General features: G+C 61.3%; 16 protein-coding genes. 10 read left to right on the top strand and 6 right to left on the bottom strand.

Going from position 1 to position 15763, the window contains the following annotated elements; genetic code table 11:
- Position 1 precedes the first annotated feature (1 nt).
- The 4 genes from ACQR0U_RS23115 (at position 2) to ACQR0U_RS23100 (ending at position 2602) form a co-directional block, all read left to right on the top strand.
- The gene (locus ACQR0U_RS23115; RefSeq protein WP_315739049.1) at positions 2–385 is read left to right on the top strand and encodes a hypothetical protein; all 384 of its coding nucleotides are present in this window, start codon (positions 2–4) and stop codon (positions 383–385) included.
- Positions 382–681 (top strand): hypothetical protein, encoded by a 300-nt coding sequence (locus tag ACQR0U_RS23110; RefSeq protein ID WP_316216926.1) that lies wholly within the window; start codon positions 382–384, stop codon positions 679–681. The genes ACQR0U_RS23115 and ACQR0U_RS23110 overlap by 4 nt, the downstream gene beginning before the upstream one ends.
- A 4-nt stretch (positions 682–685) precedes the next feature.
- Positions 686–1147, top strand: coding sequence for a GNAT family N-acetyltransferase (locus ACQR0U_RS23105; RefSeq protein WP_315712959.1), 462 nt, complete (start codon positions 686–688; stop codon positions 1145–1147).
- A 192-nt stretch (positions 1148–1339) separates the two neighbouring features.
- A complete protein-coding gene (locus ACQR0U_RS23100; protein ID WP_434843995.1) occupies positions 1340–2602 on the top strand; it encodes a CaiB/BaiF CoA transferase family protein in 1263 nt (420 codons plus the stop codon).
- 55 nt (positions 2603–2657) lie between these two features.
- On the opposite strand, the gene ACQR0U_RS23095 is transcribed toward ACQR0U_RS23100, so the two are convergent.
- Positions 2658–3386 carry a CBS domain-containing protein gene (locus ACQR0U_RS23095; protein ID WP_315753506.1) on the bottom strand — a complete coding sequence of 243 codons (729 nt, stop codon included), beginning with the start codon at positions 3384–3386 and terminating at the stop codon, positions 2658–2660.
- A gap of 162 nt (positions 3387–3548) precedes the next feature.
- On the opposite strand from ACQR0U_RS23095, the gene ACQR0U_RS23090 reads away from it, so the two are divergent.
- Both ACQR0U_RS23090 and ACQR0U_RS23085 read left to right on the top strand, forming a co-directional pair.
- A complete protein-coding gene (locus ACQR0U_RS23090) occupies positions 3549–3911 on the top strand; it encodes a hypothetical protein (RefSeq protein ID WP_434843994.1) in 363 nt (120 codons plus the stop codon).
- Positions 3912–4120: 209 nt separating this feature from the next.
- Positions 4121–5794, top strand: a complete 1674-nt coding sequence (locus tag ACQR0U_RS23085; protein ID WP_434844004.1) for a PHA/PHB synthase family protein — start codon at positions 4121–4123, stop codon at positions 5792–5794.
- A gap of 40 nt (positions 5795–5834) precedes the next feature.
- Here ACQR0U_RS23085 and ACQR0U_RS23080 read toward each other — a convergent pair whose 3' ends face one another.
- Positions 5835–7379, bottom strand: coding sequence for an AAA family ATPase (locus tag ACQR0U_RS23080; protein ID WP_434843993.1), 1545 nt, complete (start codon positions 7377–7379; stop codon positions 5835–5837).
- Positions 7380–7401: 22 nt separating this feature from the next.
- Positions 7402–8391 carry a zinc-dependent alcohol dehydrogenase family protein gene (locus ACQR0U_RS23075; RefSeq protein ID WP_315825129.1) on the bottom strand — a complete coding sequence of 330 codons (990 nt, stop codon included), beginning with the start codon at positions 8389–8391 and terminating at the stop codon, positions 7402–7404.
- A 251-nt stretch (positions 8392–8642) separates the two neighbouring features.
- On the opposite strand from ACQR0U_RS23075, the gene ACQR0U_RS23070 reads away from it, so the two are divergent.
- Positions 8643–11336 carry a bifunctional acetate--CoA ligase family protein/GNAT family N-acetyltransferase gene (locus ACQR0U_RS23070; protein WP_316169726.1) on the top strand — a complete coding sequence of 898 codons (2694 nt, stop codon included), beginning with the start codon at positions 8643–8645 and terminating at the stop codon, positions 11334–11336.
- Between the two features lie 38 nt (positions 11337–11374).
- Here the strand turns inward: ACQR0U_RS23070 and ACQR0U_RS23065 are convergent, their stop codons facing one another.
- Together ACQR0U_RS23065 and ACQR0U_RS23060 are read right to left on the bottom strand one after the other, a co-directional pair.
- Entirely contained in the window at positions 11375–11881 is a 507-nt protein-coding gene (locus tag ACQR0U_RS23065; RefSeq protein ID WP_315712946.1) for a phage holin family protein, read from the bottom strand.
- Positions 11882–12151, bottom strand: a complete 270-nt coding sequence (locus ACQR0U_RS23060; RefSeq protein ID WP_316169725.1) for a hypothetical protein — start codon at positions 12149–12151, stop codon at positions 11882–11884. It abuts the gene before it with no gap.
- Positions 12152–12312: 161 nt separating this feature from the next.
- On the opposite strand from ACQR0U_RS23060, the gene ACQR0U_RS23055 reads away from it, so the two are divergent.
- Genes ACQR0U_RS23055 through ACQR0U_RS23045 form a run of 3 tightly spaced genes read left to right on the top strand, consistent with a single transcriptional unit; the run spans position 12313 to position 15335 of the window.
- A complete protein-coding gene (locus tag ACQR0U_RS23055; protein ID WP_316169724.1) occupies positions 12313–13449 on the top strand; it encodes an MlaE family ABC transporter permease in 1137 nt (378 codons plus the stop codon).
- A gap of 2 nt (positions 13450–13451) precedes the next feature.
- Positions 13452–14231: an ABC transporter ATP-binding protein gene (locus ACQR0U_RS23050; RefSeq protein WP_315712944.1), complete on the top strand. Its 780-nt coding sequence runs from the start codon at positions 13452–13454 to the stop codon at positions 14229–14231.
- Between the two features lie 3 nt (positions 14232–14234).
- A complete protein-coding gene (locus ACQR0U_RS23045) occupies positions 14235–15335 on the top strand; it encodes an ABC-type transport auxiliary lipoprotein family protein (protein WP_316201812.1) in 1101 nt (366 codons plus the stop codon).
- Between the two features lie 10 nt (positions 15336–15345).
- Here ACQR0U_RS23045 and ACQR0U_RS23040 read toward each other — a convergent pair whose 3' ends face one another.
- Positions 15346–15663 carry a c-type cytochrome gene (locus ACQR0U_RS23040; RefSeq protein ID WP_315712942.1) on the bottom strand — a complete coding sequence of 106 codons (318 nt, stop codon included), beginning with the start codon at positions 15661–15663 and terminating at the stop codon, positions 15346–15348.
- Between the last annotated feature and the right edge of the window lie 100 nt (positions 15664–15763).

Raw genomic sequence — 15763 nt, 5'->3', positions numbered from 1 at the left:
CATGTGGATGAGCATTCTGGGCTTTCTGGGCGGGCCCGTGATCAAGGGGCTGATCGACGCCTACCAGGCGAAGCTGAGGGCGGGCAACGCGGATGCCAAGATCGCGGCAGACCTCGCGGCGACGGAGATCGCCGCGCAGGTCTCCGAAAGCGACGCGCAACTTCGGCTGCGTGCGGCGGAAATCGGCTGCTGGTACGAGCCGGACAAGCTGATCGGCTACTGCGTCTCGATCTACTTTGCCAAGCTGCTGGTGTGGGACAAGGTGCTCGGGCTCGGCTCGACGGATCCGCTCGCGGGCTTCGCGTCGACGACCGCGAATCTCGTCATCTCCTTCTATTTTGCCAAGCGCGGCTTCGAAAACGTAGCGAGGATCATCAGGCGATGAACATCACCCATGACGAAATCACGGCCGTCGTCGCCGAGACCCTGGCCAAGCAGAGCCAGCTTCAGCGCGACGAGATCGATGCTGTCGTGATGAGGGCGATCGCGACCATTCTCACCTCCTTCGGTATCGAGGAGGAGGATCGGAAGGAGCTGAGAGCCGATTTCCAGCACCTGCGGCGCTGGCGCAAGAGCGTGGAGCAGGCTCAGAGCTATACGTTCAAGGCGGTCATCACGGTCATCGCGACCGGTCTGATCGGTGCGATCTGGCTCGGCATCAAAGTCGTGCTCGGAAGGTGATGCCGTGCCAGCCAGGATCTCACGGCGAGGCCGCCGCTTCCGCATCAGGGAGGTCGACGCTTGCGAGCCTGACGTCCTCGACACCTTGAAGGAGCTCCATGCGCGCACATTCCTCGATTGCGCGCCTCTGCCCGATTTCGAAAGCGGACAATGGTGGATATCGACCGAGCTCGGACGGCCCGTCGCCTTTGCCGGAATGGTGCCGTCATCCCTCGGCAAAGGCATAGCCTATCTTTCGAGGGTTGGTGTTCTCCAAGAGCGCTGTGGTTACGGCCTGCAGCGGCGGCTGATGCGTGCGATCGAGCTGCGCGCGCGTCGCTCGGGCCTGGATTGCATCGTTTCGGACACGACCTGCAACATCGTCTCCGCGAACAATTTCATTCGGTGCGGATATGTGTTGTTCCAACCGGGCCGGCCCTGGGCCTGGGGGAACTCGCTCTATTGGCGCAAGATGATCGGGCGGTGAGCTGTCGACCGACGCCTCATGCAGATCGCGTTGCGCTGCAGCAGAATTAGGCCGGCCCGACAGCTCCGACCCGGGCTTTTTTTGCAGCTGCCGTTGAGCTAACCATGCGTTGTCGGACGTTGGAGACAAGCCGCGCCCGGCAGTGAATGGAAGATCGCTTCAGACGATCAAAGCAGCGGGAAGGACTCTGGGATGCCGGCCGAGGTCACCCTGCCAGAGCGTGCGCCACGGCCGCCTGACGCGCCAACCGCGCTGGCGGGTCTGCTGGTGATCGACTTCACACGTGTCGTCGCAGGCCCGGCGTGCACACAGACGCTGGCCGATTTCGGCGCCGAGGTGATCAAGATCGAGCAGCCGCTCACGGGAGACGATACCCGCGCATACGAGCACGCCGAGCTCGGCGGAGAGAGCGCGGCGTTCCTCAGCCTCAACCGGAACAAGCGCGGCATGGTATTGGATCTCACGGTACCGCAGGCCAGAGACGTCGCGCGCGCGCTGATCGCCAAGGCCGACATCGTCGTGGAGAATTTCTCGTCGTCCGTCATGGAGAGGTTCGGGCTGGACTATCAGACGCTGTCCAGCACCAATCCCGGGCTGATCTATTGCTCGATCTCGGCCTACGGACGCTCCGGTCCATTCGCGTGGCGATCAGGGTTCGATCCAATCACCCAGGCGGAAAGTGGGTTCATGTCCCTCAACGGTTTCGCCGACGGTCCGCCGGTGCGGACCGGTCCTCCGATCGTTGATCTGGCCACCGGCATGTCCGCCTGCAATGCCATCCTGCTGGCACTTGCCGCCCGGCAGCGGCTCGGTCGCGGGCAGCACGTCGAGGTGGCGCTGTTCGACATCGCCTTGGCGATGACGGGCTTCTCCGGAATGGCGTATTTGATGAGCGGCGTGAACCCCACGCGAACGGGCAATTCGCCGAACGACTCTCCGACGGTCGGCGTCTTTGAAGCGTCAGATGGTCCGCTCTACATCGCATGTGCCAACGATCGACTCTACCGCCGGTTGGCAACGGAGGTACTTGGTCGTCCGGATCTCCTGAGCGATCCTCGCTTTGCCACGCGAAGAGCGAGATGGGTCAACCGTGCGCAACTGCGCGGCCTCATCGCCGACATCCTTGCCGCGGAACGGATGGATGTCTGGATATCTCGGATGAACCAGGCTGGAGTTCCGGTTGGACACGTTCGAACGGTCGAGCAGGCGTTCAACGCTGCCGAGGTCCGGATGCGCGACCGCACCTGTCGTATTCCGCACCCGACGGCAGGCTCGATACCCAACGTCGAGCCGGCAATCACCATGGAGCTCACACCGACGGTCGAGCCGACGGCGGCGCCGCGGCTGGGAGAGCATACGGCCGCAATTCTGCGCGACAGGCTTCGGTACACCGAGCAGGAGATCGAAGCCCTGCGTCAGGTAGGGGCGTTCGGACGCAACGATCCGGGAACCTAAGGCATCGTCACTGGTGCCGGACGCGGAAAAAGAGCGGCAGCGTCCTCAGCAGCCATCAGCCGGCTTTGGCCATCTCATCGTCTTCCGGCGAGTTCAGATACATGCCCGACATGGTGTCGACCCAGCACAGATGATCATGCACCTTCTTGACGCCAGAGATGTTCTCGGTGGCAACGATTGCCGCCTGCCGCGACCGCTCTTCGGTAATGACGCCGCTCAGATGAACGATGCCGTCCTTAACGATGACGGACAATCCGAACGGGCACCAGTCGTTCTTCTCGAGGGCGTCGATCACGCGGTTGCGGATGTGATCGTCGTCGGCCGTTGGATCCGGAACCTGCCGCCCGAGCGCGGCGACCGCTTGCAGCAGGTTCGCACGTGACACGATGCCGATCACCCGATCTCCCTTGACCACGGGCAATCGCTTCACATGGTTCTTTTCCATCAGTTCCACGATCTCAGCCAGCGCGGCGTCTTCGGTGATCGTCAAGGGAGACTTGGTCATCACCTCTGACACTTTGCGACCATGCTCGTGGACGAAGTCGGCGGCCGACTTTCCGGGCCCGAGAATGAATCGCAGCCAACGGCCGCGCTTTCGCCCAGTGCCGATCTCCGTTCGGCGAATGAAATCGCCTTCCGAGACGACGCCCACCAGCTTTCCGCCGGGGTCGACCACTGGAAGGCCGCTGACGTGCCGTTGAAGCATGATATTTGCCGCATCCACGATGGAAGTGTCAGGGGTGACAGTGATGACGGGACGGGTCATGATCTGATGGGCGCGCATGGCGAACTCCAATGTCAAAAGCTGAGAAAAAGTAACCCGCTGCGACGGTCTTGAATTGACGCAGGTCAAAGGAGATGCCGCCGCCATCATTGACGCAGCTCAAGGTCTTGGCGTTGAATCGCAGCTATAAGGCATTCTGATCCAGCGAGAGGAGAGGTGCCCATGTCCGAGTTCTCCGGGACCAAGATTCTGGCCGACGAAACGGCCGAACTGTCCGAACGTGTCGCTCTCTCTAACAAGCACGCACTTGAGCTGCTAGTTGGTTCGCAGCAGATCGTCATGGAGGAGATTCTGTTTGCCAGCAACGAAGTGCTGGATCGCGCGCGCACGGAGACGCATCTGCTGGCCGAGTTCGTGTCGAAGCTGGCTGGCGTGCATTCCGTGATGGGAATCCAGGCGATGGTTCAGGAATGTGGACGGCATCAGATTGATTTCGTCAGGCGGGATTGCGATCGACTCTTCAAGCACGGGCAACGCCTGATTGATGCCAGCGTGAATCTTATGGGGCAACGGTGGCGAAACTGAAGAGTGCGGGTGTGTCGCGTCTCGAGGCGCGGGAGCGTGAAAGAACAACCGACAACGACCGGAGCAAGGCCGTTGTCTCCGTAGAGACCTCTTTGAAGCCGGCGGGGGGGCTCGCTGCATCGAACGCAAGGTCGCTCTGTCAGGAAGCCGACGCGGGCTCCGGGGCATTTCGGCGCGAGGACCACGAGCTGGACAAGGCGTTCAGCGCGATGCTGGCTCGACTCACCGCGGGGATATCGCCGGCTGCACTGTCGATGGCGTATCTGGATTGGGTGTGCCATCTGGCGGCTGCGCCTCAGCGTCAAATCGAGATCGTCCGAGACGCCTGGAACGGCGCGAAGCTGGTTGCCGAACGGTCATTGCATTTTGCGGATCCCAATCGCGGTCCTTGGGATCTGATCAGGCCGCAGGCCAACGATCATCGCTTTTCCAAGCCGCAATGGACGGCCCAACCGTTCAACTTGTTCGCCCAGGCGTTCCTGCTCGGAGAAGATTGGTGGCACAAGGCGACGACCGGCATTCGTGGTGTCGACCCGGCCAACGAAGCCGTCGTCGACTTTTCAATTCGTCAACTGCTCGACATTTTAGCGCCATCGAACTTTGCAGCGACCAACCCGGAAGTTCTGGAAAGGACGTTTCAAAGCGGTGGCGAGAACCTGATCTTCGGCTGGCAGAACTGGCTCGCCGATATCATGCAGGTGATGCAGCCGGGTAAGATATCGAGCAATGGCGAGTTCGTCGTCGGCAAGACTGTCGCGACCGCACCGGGCAAGGTTGTGCTTCGCAATCAGTTGATTGAGCTGATTCAATACATGCCGACGACCGAGAAGGTGCGACCAGAGCCGGTCCTGATCGTACCGGCTTGGATCATGAAATATTACATCTTGGATCTGTCGCCGCACAATTCGCTGGTCCGATACCTGACCGACCAGGGCTTTACGGTTTTCATGATCTCCTGGCGAAACCCCGGAGCGGAAGACCGGGATCTTGCGTTTGACGACTACCGCTCGCTGGGCGTCATGGCTGCCCTGGACATGATCGGAACGATCATTCCGAATACGCTGGTTCATGCCGCAGGCTATTGTCTCGGGGGGACACTTCTTTCGATCACGGCGGCAGCCATGGCACGGGATGGTGACCAGCGTCTGAAGACAATCACGCTGTTTGCGGCCCAGACCGATTTCACGGAAGCGGGAGAGCTGACGCTCTTCATCAATGAAAGCCAGGTCGCCTTTCTCGAAGACATGATGTGGGAGCGTGGATATCTCGATACCACCCAGATGGCGGGCGCATTTCAATTGCTGCGCTCCAACGATCTGATCTGGTCTCGTGTCTCGCGTGACTATCTTCTCGGCGAGCGCGCAAACCCGAGCGACTTGATGGCATGGAACGCAGATGCGACGCGGCTGCCGTATCGGATGCACTCCGAATATCTGCGCAAGCTCTTCCTGAACAACGATCTCGCCGAGGGGCGGTATCGGGTCGAGGGGAAGCCTGTTTCGCTCTCCGATATCCACACGCCGATGTTCGTCGTCGGGACGTTGCGTGATCACGTTGCGCCTTGGAAATCGACGTACAAGGTCCATTACGAGGTTGATGCTGACGTCACTTTCGTGCTCGCGAGCGGCGGCCACAATGCCGGCATCGTGTCGCCGCCGGGCGAGCAGGGGCGCTCCCATCAGATGCGGACCAAGGCTGCCGACGCTCCTTATCTCGGGCCGGACGAGTGGCAGAGCAGCTCTCCAAAGCTGGAGGGATCGTGGTGGCCGGCCTGGACAGCATGGCTCGGACAGCAGTCGGGAGCGCCGGGCGCGCCGCCGCAAGTCGGGACAGATCGTTCGAATGATCTTGGAGACGCGCCGGGCGACTACGTGCATACGTGATCGCCGCATGTTGCGGCCAAGGAGCACCATCCCGTCGGACTTAGGCGCTGGCCCGGAGCAATGAAAGGCTTCGGTCCAATGTCGTCTCAGCCGTGCCTGACGCATCGACCTGGAGCCAATCGAGACCGCCGATATCGTAGTGTTCCTGATCCTCGGCAACCCCGACCGTTGCATCGGACGCATCGGCGACTCGATGGTGAATCCGCTCCTGCCGGCTGCGCAAATCTGCAACGAGGAAGAGGCCGGCAAAGGGCACCTTCAGCCGTTTCGCGAGATCATGGATCTTCTGCCGTTCATCCGAACGTGCAAACACGGCGTCGACGATCACCGTGAAACCTTGTGAGAGCACGCGGCTGGCCCGCGTCGTCAACTCTCGATAGACTCGTGCACTCGATTCCGGCGTATAGGCCTCAGCTGGGAGGCGTTCGGTTTCCTTCACGCCAGACAGTTGCTTGCGCAACACGTCGCTGCGCAACACGATTGCTCCCGGTGGAGGAACCAAGAGAGGAGCGAGAGCCCGGGCGAGCGCAGATTTCCCCGTTCCCGACAGGCCTCCGACCGCGATCATCCTCGGCTCCGCCGGCCGAATCAGGCTGCGCGCAAGTTGAAAGTAGCTCTCTGCGGTCTCGATCGTTGCGGAGCGATCTGCGTCCGAGTGTTCAGCATCAAGGCGGTCGAACCTTGCGACAAAGACTTGTGCACGGATGGCGGCCCGGATCGCCATGAACAGAGGCAGAGCAGCCAATCCTCCGGTCTGGTCGGGCGCCGCGGTCGAGAGGTAGCGGTTCAGGAGGTGGCTTGCAGCGACCGGCTGCGCGAAGTGCAAGAGGTCCATCAGTGGAAAGGCGAGGTCGTACAGGACGTCGATCGTGGCTATTCGGTCGTCGAACTCGATGGCGTCGAACAGCACCGGCTTGTCGTCAATGAGGACAATGTTGGCCAGATGGAGGTCGCCATGGCAGCGTTTCACGTGCCCGTCCTTTGCACGTTGCTCGAGCAGGGGGCGGAGCCGCGCGAAGGCCGAGTGGCAAAGGACGCGGAGTTCTTCGACCTCCGTTTCGCCAAATCGCGAGACTGTCCGAAAGCTGGCGACGAATGCGTCGATCCAGATTGGAATGGAGTCCGTCCACAGATTGGAGGAGCTCCGAACGGCGACTGCATGCGACGCTGCGATCGTCTCTGCCAGACGCTCGCCCAATCCGACGTCCAACTGCTGGCGGCGAGAAAGATGATCAAGCGTCTGGCTGTCATCGAAGCGACGCATCTCGACGGCATATTCGACCGGAGTGCCGGATCCACCGACATCGAATGACCCGTCTGGCGCCTTGGTGATGGCGACGACACGCAGATAGATGTCCGGAGCAAACGGGTGATTGATCTCCATTTCCTTTACGCACGCGGCCTTGCGCCGATCGAGCGTCGAATAGTCCAGAAATGGCAGCCGAACGGCGCGCTTGATCTTCAGAGCGCGGTCGCCGATCAGAAACACGGAAGCCGCGTGCGTGTCGATCCGGCGGACACCTGGATGTCGGGCGGTATTGCCCAAGAAGGAGAAGACCAGTTCCTGATCGGATGGTGATGCCATGGGCGGTCTTGCCACGTTCAATTCAAAAGTCCGGGATGAGCACCGCCGCGCCGACGACGTCACCCCGCCTCAGGCGGGCCAGAACGTCATTTGCGTCGGACAGCGGATAGGGCGTCGTATGGGTCCGTATTTGAGCCTGCTGCGCGACTCGCAGGAAATCGAGACCGTCTTGCCGCGTCAGGTTGGCGACGGACACCACCTGGCGTTCTCCCCAGAGGAGGGAATACGGGAACGTCGGAATGTCGCTCATATGGATACCTGCGCAGACCACCCGGCCGCCCTTCCGAACAGCCCGCAGAGCGGCCGGAACAAGCTCGCCAGCCGGCGCGTAGATGACGGCCGCGTCCAGAGCAACATCGGGACGCTGGCCCGCCGCTCCGGCCCATGTGGCGCCAAGTTGGCGCGCCAAATCCTGCGCAGCCTCGTCGTGCTCGCGGGTGAACGCATAGATCTGGCGCCCCTGCCAGCGGGCCACCTGGGCAACGATGTGACCGGCCGCGCCGAATCCGTAGATGCCAAGCCTCTCGGCGTTCCCTGCCATGACCAGGGATCGCCAGCCGATCAGGCCGGCGCACAACAGCGGTGCGGTGGCGATGTCGTCCTCCAGACCTCCGAGCGGGAACGCATAATTTGCGTCGACGACGGTGTGGGTCGCATAGCCGCCATCGCGCGTATAGCCGGTAAACGTCGGCTGGTCGCAGAGATTTTCCATACCAAGTGCGCAGAACGTGCAGTGGCCGCATGTATGCCCCAGCCATGGAATTCCGACCCGCTCGCCGAGCCTGTGCGTCGTCACACCAGGACCAATCTGATCGACATGACCGACGATCTCGTGTCCGGGGATGATCGGATACCGGATGTCGGGAAGCTCACCGTCGAACACATGCAGGTCAGTGCGACACACACCGCATGCCCTGACCTTGACGCGGATCTCACCGGGACCAGGATCGGGGTCCGCGAGTGTCTCGGGCTGCAGAGGCGCTCCAGGCTTTCGCAGAACCATCGCTCGCATCGGAGATGCCTCCCGGACGAATTTGCAGGGTAATAAGATAATCAGCCCGGCAATCGTTTGATGCTCATCAAGGACTTGGTTCGAATACTGCGGCCTACCGAGCAGAGCCGGCAGGTGCGGTCGGGGAACGGAGCGGTATTGCATCCGTCACTATGCTGGGATGATAAGTCGCGCTAGACCCGCTGCGGATTGAAACTAAGATCAATCTCCGGGATTCACCCGCCTTTCACCAACTGATGTTGGACGTGCAAATGTCGACCTACCGATTGCGGAACCTGCTTTTGCCTCGCTCCATCGCTCTGATCGGAGGGAGTCCGCGACCGAACTCGGTAGGGAAGGCCATTCTCGACAATATCGTCAAGGCGCGGTTCGAGGGCAAGCTTGGCCTGGTCAATTCCCGCTATCGGGAAATATCCAACATCGCAGCCGTTGGCAGTCTCGCCGAATTGGCGTTTGTGCCGGAACTTGTGGTGATCACGACGCCACCCCCTTCGATCCCGGATCTCATTCATCGCGCAGGCGCGTTGGGGACGGCAGGGGCTCTGATCATTACCTCGGGTCTCGGGCATGGAGAGGGGTCGCTCGCTGACCAGGCCGAGAAGGCAGCGCAGAAATACGGCATGCGTCTCATTGGGCCGAACTGTCTCGGCATCATGATGCCGACCATCAAGCTCAATGCGAGCTTTTCGGCGCACATGCCGGTTGCAGGCAGCCTGGCGCTCATTTCACAGTCCGGCGCTATCGCGGCGGGGATGGTAGATTGGGCTGCTCAGCGCGGTGTTGGGTTTTCTGGAATCGTCTCGATCGGCGATCAGTTGGACGTCGATCTCGCAGATCTACTGGACCACTTCGCGCTGGACGGTGGGACCCGCGCGATCCTGCTCTACATCGAAGCCGTCAAGGACGCTCGAAAGTTCATGTCCGCGGCGCGAGCGGCGGCAAGGGTCAAGCCGGTTGTGGTTGTGAAATCGGGCCGCGGTGCCGTCGGTGCGCAAGCTGCGGCGACACATACGGGCGCGCTGGCGGGAGCGGATGCCGTCTACGATGCGGCTTTTCGCCGGGCCGGCGTTCTGCGGGTCTCCGATCTGCGCGAGTTGTTCGACTGCGCCGAAACGCTGGGGCGGGTGGAGTCGCCCATGGGCAAGAGGCTCGCCATTCTCACGAATGGCGGCGGGATCGGCGTGCTCGCCGTGGATCGACTGGTCGAGCTCGGAGGCGTGCCTGCCGCACTTTCGCCGGTCATCCACGACAAACTCGACGCCATCCTGCCGCCGACCTGGTCCGGATCCAACCCGGTCGACATTGTCGGCGATGCCGACGCCGCACGCTACACGCTCGCGCTCGAGGCGCTGCTCGCCGATCGAGCGAACGATGCAATTCTCGTCATGAACGTTCAGACCGCGATTGCATCCGCGAGCGCCATTGCCACGGCTGTCACCGAGTTCGTCAGTACCTATCGAAAGCAACACCGGCGCTGGGCAAAGCCGGTTCTGGCGGCATGGGTCGGTGCGGAGCAGTCGGTCATCGAGACCTTGAGCGGGGCAGGAATTCCGAACTACCCAACGGAGGATGATGCCGTTCGCGGCTTCATGCATCTCGTTCGTCATCGGGAGGTGGTCGAATCGCTTGCCGCTGTGCCGCCGGCCATGCCGAGCTCTTTTGCGCCCGACGTCGAGGCAGCCCGCAGAATTGTAGCGACAGCCCTCGCCGACGGGCGGACCTGGCTCGATCCGGTCGAGATCAGTCGCCTGCTGGAGGCCTATGATATTGCGATGGTGCCGACGTTCGCTGCGTCCTCGGTCGACGAGGCGGTCGGATATGCGGAGCAGTTGTTCGCTCAAGGCACAACTGTCGTGCTCAAGATCTTGTCGAGAGATATCATTCACAAATCCGACGTCGGCGGTGTCGTGCTCAATCTCACTACGGCCGAGGCCGTGCGTAACGCCGCGAACGAGATCATGGCCCGCGCGAAGGCCGTTCGGCCCGACGCACGGATTTCCGGCGTGATCGTGCAAGCCATGATCGTCCGCGCCAAGGCGAGGGAGCTGATCATGGGCATTGCCGACGATCCGACCTTTGGAACCGTGATCGTGTTCGGCAGGGGCGGTACCGCCGTCGAGATCATCAACGACAAGGCGCTCGGTCTGCCTCCGCTCGATCTCCATCTGGCGCGAAACCTCATCGAGCGGACGCGCGTCTCACGATTGCTGCGCGCCTATCGTGATGTCCCAGCGGTCAAGCCCGATGCAGTCGCACTGGTGCTGGTCAAGCTTGCGCAGCTTGCAGCAGACGTTCCGGAGATTCGCGAACTCGATATCAATCCGCTGCTCGCCGACGAGAGCGGCGTCATGGCCGTCGATGCGCGCGTCGCCGTCGGCAGGGTTCCGCCGAAATTCAAAGGCTCTGGTCCGTCGAATTTCGCCGTTCGGCCCTATCCGAGCCAATGGGAACGGCATCTCCAGGTCAAGGACGGCTGGCGGATCCTTGCGCGGCCGATCCGACCCGAGGATGAGCCAACCATTCATGAGTTCCTCAAGCATGTCACTGCGGAAGACCTGCGTCTTCGATTCTTTGCTCCAATGAAGGAGTTCACGCACGAGTTCATCGCGCGCCTGACGCAGCTCGACTATGCGCGCGCGATGGCTTTTGTGGCTCTCGATGAAGCGACAAACGAACTGGTCGGCGTCGTGAGGATTCACTCCGACTCGGTCTACGAGAGCGGGGAATACGCGATCCTGTTGCGGTCGGATCTCAAGGGACGCGGACTCGGCTGGGCATTGATGCAGCTGATCATCGAATACGCCAAGTCGGAGGGCCTGAAGATGATCTCCGGCGACGTCCTGCAGGAGAATGTCGTCATGCTGGAGATGTGTAGGAATCTCGGTTTCGAGGTCAAAACCGATCCAACCGAGCGCGACCTTTGCAATGTCAAACTCAGGCTCTAAGCTCAGATCTTCGGTGTCCTCTCACCCGGTCCATCGGTTCAGGTCGGATGGTGGTCGTCATTGGACGGCGGACTCGCCGCCTCGCCTTCGGAAGCGCCATGCGAGCGGAGAGTTCTGATGATCATCGTCGCAATGGGAACGATGAGCAGCGGAATGAGGCTGTTGAGCGGATGGTTGACCACGCTCGAGATTCGGGACTGCAAAGCTCGTGCTTCCAATTGCAGCGAGTCCATCGCCGAGGAGTGAATCTCGTTGGCTAGTTCGAGTTCCCGGCCGGACGGTGCACGGGATGCGATGATCAGCAGGATCGCCGCAATCGCGATATTGCAGGCTCCGAGTGCCGCGGCTGCCACGACCGCGGAGGTGACCTGGACCAATGCAAGATAAGCCGCCAGCTCGAACATCAGGAGGCCAAAGACGGCGATCAGCGCCGCAAAGGCCCGGAGGCCAAGCCCGACGAGCAAGTGCCGAAGCCTGATGTCGGCAATGACCCGGTCCGTCCGCCAGAGAAGGCGTAAATGTTTAACGACATTTTCGGTATCCACTTAAGTTCTCCGCAGCAGGAGGCCAACGGCAAGCCCGAGGGCGAAGGCCGAAGCCGTCGCCACGATCGGACGATCCCTGATCATTCGTTCCACCTGAACGTCTGTCTCGCTTAGACGCATGTCTAGCGCCTCGATCGCTGCAGCGAGCATTCCGGCGGCTGGTTGCGCGTCCGGGTTGTCACGCGGCGTACCCGCGCCCCGCAACAGCTGGCTTAGCTCTCGCGTCAGGCTCTCCAGCTCGGTCCGGAGGGTCGTCGGGTCGATGGCCATGTTTTGTCCTTGCGTCAAAATCACTGTAGAACGTAGCTCGGCACGATGCTTGATTTCGCTCAACCCGTTGCGCTGACGGGATTGACGCAGATCAAGCGAGGCAGATCGGCGCGATTTAGGAACGGGTGTGCCTCGGCACGCCGACTGAGGGAGACATCCAATTGCGTGCTCATCCGGGACTGACCGCGGCGACGACGGAGGATGTGCTCGAGCTTCGTCCGAGCGGATCATGGGTGTCCCTGAACGTGGCAGAGCTCGAGAGCTTGACCAGCTCTGTCGGCAACAGCATCAACAGCGCGACCGCCGTGAAGCTCGATCTTGGGGCCGTCAGCGAAATCGATACCGTCGGTGCTTGGTTGCTTGAGAAGCTCGGCCGCCGGGCTGCTGCGGGCGATCGTCGGGTCGAGATGATCGGGGTAGCAGAAAACTACATCGGCCTCGTCGAGGAGGTCCGGCAGGTCAATCGACGAGTCGTCGAGCCGGCACCGAGACTGAACCCGATCCTCGCCAAACTCACCGACCTCGGTCGTTCGAGTCTGGGGGCCGCCCAGGACATCAAGGTGTTTCTGGACATGTTGGCCGCGCTGTTCTTTGCGCTGCTGCGCACGCTGCGCCGGCCTCAATCTCTGCGCGTGACCTCCCTCGTCTATCAGATGTACCGCATCGGGTGGCAGGCCATTCCAATCGTGGTGTTGATCACATTCCTGATCGGCGCCATCATCGCCCAGCAGGGGATCTTCCATTTTCGACGTTTCGGTGCCGAGTCTTACGTCGTCGACATGGTCGGAATTCTGGTCCTGCGCGAGCTTGGCGTTCTGATCGTCGCGATCATGGTGGCAGGGCGGTCGGGAAGCGCCTACACGGCCGAGCTTGGATCGATGAAGATGCGCGAGGAGATCGACGCGCTGGTGACGATGGGACTTGATCCTGTCGAGGTGCTGATTCTGCCCCGTATCGTTGCGTTGATCTTGACCTTGCCAATTCTCGCCTTCATCGGCTCGATGGCTGGCCTGTATGGAGGAGGGCTGGTGGCCCAGCTCTATGGCGGCATGGGACCGGCAATCTTCATCGCCCGGCTACACGATGCCATCTCGGTGACGCACTTCGAAGTGGGAATATTGAAGGCGCCGTTCATGGCCCTGGTGATCGGCATTGTTGCCTGCAGTGAGGGACTTCGTGTGAAAGGTAGTGCCGAATCGCTGGGGCAACAGACTACGACATCCGTGGTGAAATCCATTTTCCTGGTCATCGTGCTCGATGGTCTTTTCGCCGTGTTTTTTGCGTCCATTGGAATGTAGCGATGGATGATCTTGGCGTGTCCAGCGCGATCCGCGTGACCGATCTCGTTGTCGGGTTCGGCCGGCAGCTCGTTCTGAACAATCTTTCGCTCGACGTTCGTCGCGGTGAGATTCTCGGGTTGGTTGGCGCGTCAGGCGGCGGAAAATCCGTCCTGATGCGGACGATCATCGGACTCATTCCTCGGCGCAGCGGGACCATTGAGGTCATGGGGACAACCGTTGGGGGCGCCGAGGAGCGGACGACGCAGGCTGCAGCGAAGCGCTGGGGAATTCTGTTCCAGCAGGGTGCTCTGTTCTCGTCACTGACGGTCAAACAGAACGTACAGTTTCCGCTGCGCGAGAGCCTGCAGATGTCGCAGGAGTTGATGGATGAGATCGCGATAGCCAAGCTCGAAATGGTCGGCCTTCGCGCAGAGGACGGTGATAAATTCCCAGCCGAGCTATCCGGCGGCATGACGAAGCGCGCCGCGCTGGCGCGCGCCCTCGCTCTCGATCCGGCGATCGTATTTCTTGATGAGCCGACCTCCGGCCTCGATCCGATCTCCGCCGGCGACTTCGACGCCCTGATCAAGACGCTCCAGCTGACGTTGGGATTGACGGTGTTCATGGTGACCCATGACCTCGCCAGCCTCAACACGGTCTGCGACCGTGTCGCTGCGTTGGCCGATGGCAGGATCGTGGCGATTGGTCCTATGAGCGACCTCCTCCGATCAGAACATCCATGGGTCAAAGCCTATTTTCACGGCAAGCGATCCCAGATGCTGCAACCAAAAGCGAGTTGAAAGATGGAAACCCGTGCGCCCTTCGCTGTAATCGGCGGCTTCGTGCTGGCGGCCATCGTCGCGATCTTTGGCTTCGTTTACTGGCTCAACAACACCGGAGGACTCGGGCCTCGCACGACCTATCACGTGCAGTTCGAGGGCTCGGTGCCCGGCCTGCTGGTCGGGGCTGCCGTTCTGTTCAACGGAATCCGGGTCGGCGAGGTGACTGAGCTCGGTCTGGCGCCGAACGATCCGCGTCGGGTCAACGCAACGATTTCCGTGGCGTCGACGACCCCGGTGCGCTCCGACACCAAAGTAGGGTTGGAATTTCAGGGGCTGACCGGAGTGCCGGTGATCGCGCTGGAGGGCGGCGCGTCTGCAGGAGCGGCGAGTGCCGTATCGACCTTGATTGCAGAACCAGGCGCCGGACAAAGCATGACGCAGGCCGCCCGGGACGCCCTGCGGCGTGTCGACGCAGTTCTTGCGGAGAATGCCGGGCCGCTCAAAGATACGATCGCCAACCTCAAGACATTCTCGGACGGCCTCGCGCGGAATACCGGCAAGCTCGATGGAATCGTCTCGGGTCTGGAGAAAATGACGGGAGGCGGTGCTCCAGCACAGAAAGTCACCTATGATCTGAGCGCGCCAAGAGAACTGGGGCCGGTCAACAAGACCATCAAGGGTCAGCTCTCGATACCTGAGCCCACGGCCGTGGCGATGCTGCAGACTCAGCGCATGCTGTTCACGCCCACAAAGGACTACCCCGGGTTCGGTGATTTCCTGTGGGCTGACAGCATCCCCAAGTTGTTGCAATCACGTCTGATCGATGCCTTCGAGAACTACGATGTGGCCCACGCTCCGCTGCGGACATCCGATCTGGGCCAGCCGGATTTTCAGCTGCTGATCGATGTCCGCCGTTTCCGGATCAATGGCGATACCGCCGCGGTGGAAATTGGCCTGTCGGCTCGCCTCGTCGACAAGAACGGCAAGGCCATCGCGTCTCGGCTGTTTGACGAAAGCCAGCCCGTTGCCCGGCTTGATCCTGCTGATGCCGTGTCCGCCTTCGATGAGGCCTTCGGCCGGATTGCCAAATCGATTCTGACCTGGACGATACAGGCGCTCTGAATCGATCGGGCTATTCCAAGCTCTTCAAATACGAGAGCAGATCGTGGATCTGCGGCGGCGCAAGCTGGAATTGGGGCATGGCCGGGTGACCAGTCATGATCCCCTCCGCGAGCGCTTCGCCCAAAGATTCGATCGGGTAGCGGAGATGGAGGCTTCGGAACGGAGGAGCCGGTTCGAACGGGCTATCTCCCGTTCGACCAATGGCGTGACATCGTGCGCAGTGGGCCTTCGCGAAAGCCTGTCCGCGTTGCTGCGCCGTCGACGCCGCGTATGACGGGGTCGCTAACGCAATCGCGGCGAGAAGGTGGCACAGAACAAGCCGCTGCATTCACGATATCCATTGGTTGGGAGTGGCGGCCACGATAGGGCCCGGATTGTTGGTTCGTTTGATTTGAATCAATCGGAACTTCGAGCGTCCGTTAGAATGC

The sequence above is a fragment of the Bradyrhizobium sp. HKCCYLRH3097 genome, from assembly GCF_051167875.1.
In the GTDB taxonomy this organism is placed as follows: Bacteria; Pseudomonadota; Alphaproteobacteria; order Rhizobiales; family Xanthobacteraceae; genus Bradyrhizobium.
Note: the sequence above shows the minus strand (reverse complement) of the source record. Positions and strands in the feature narration are given on the sequence as shown.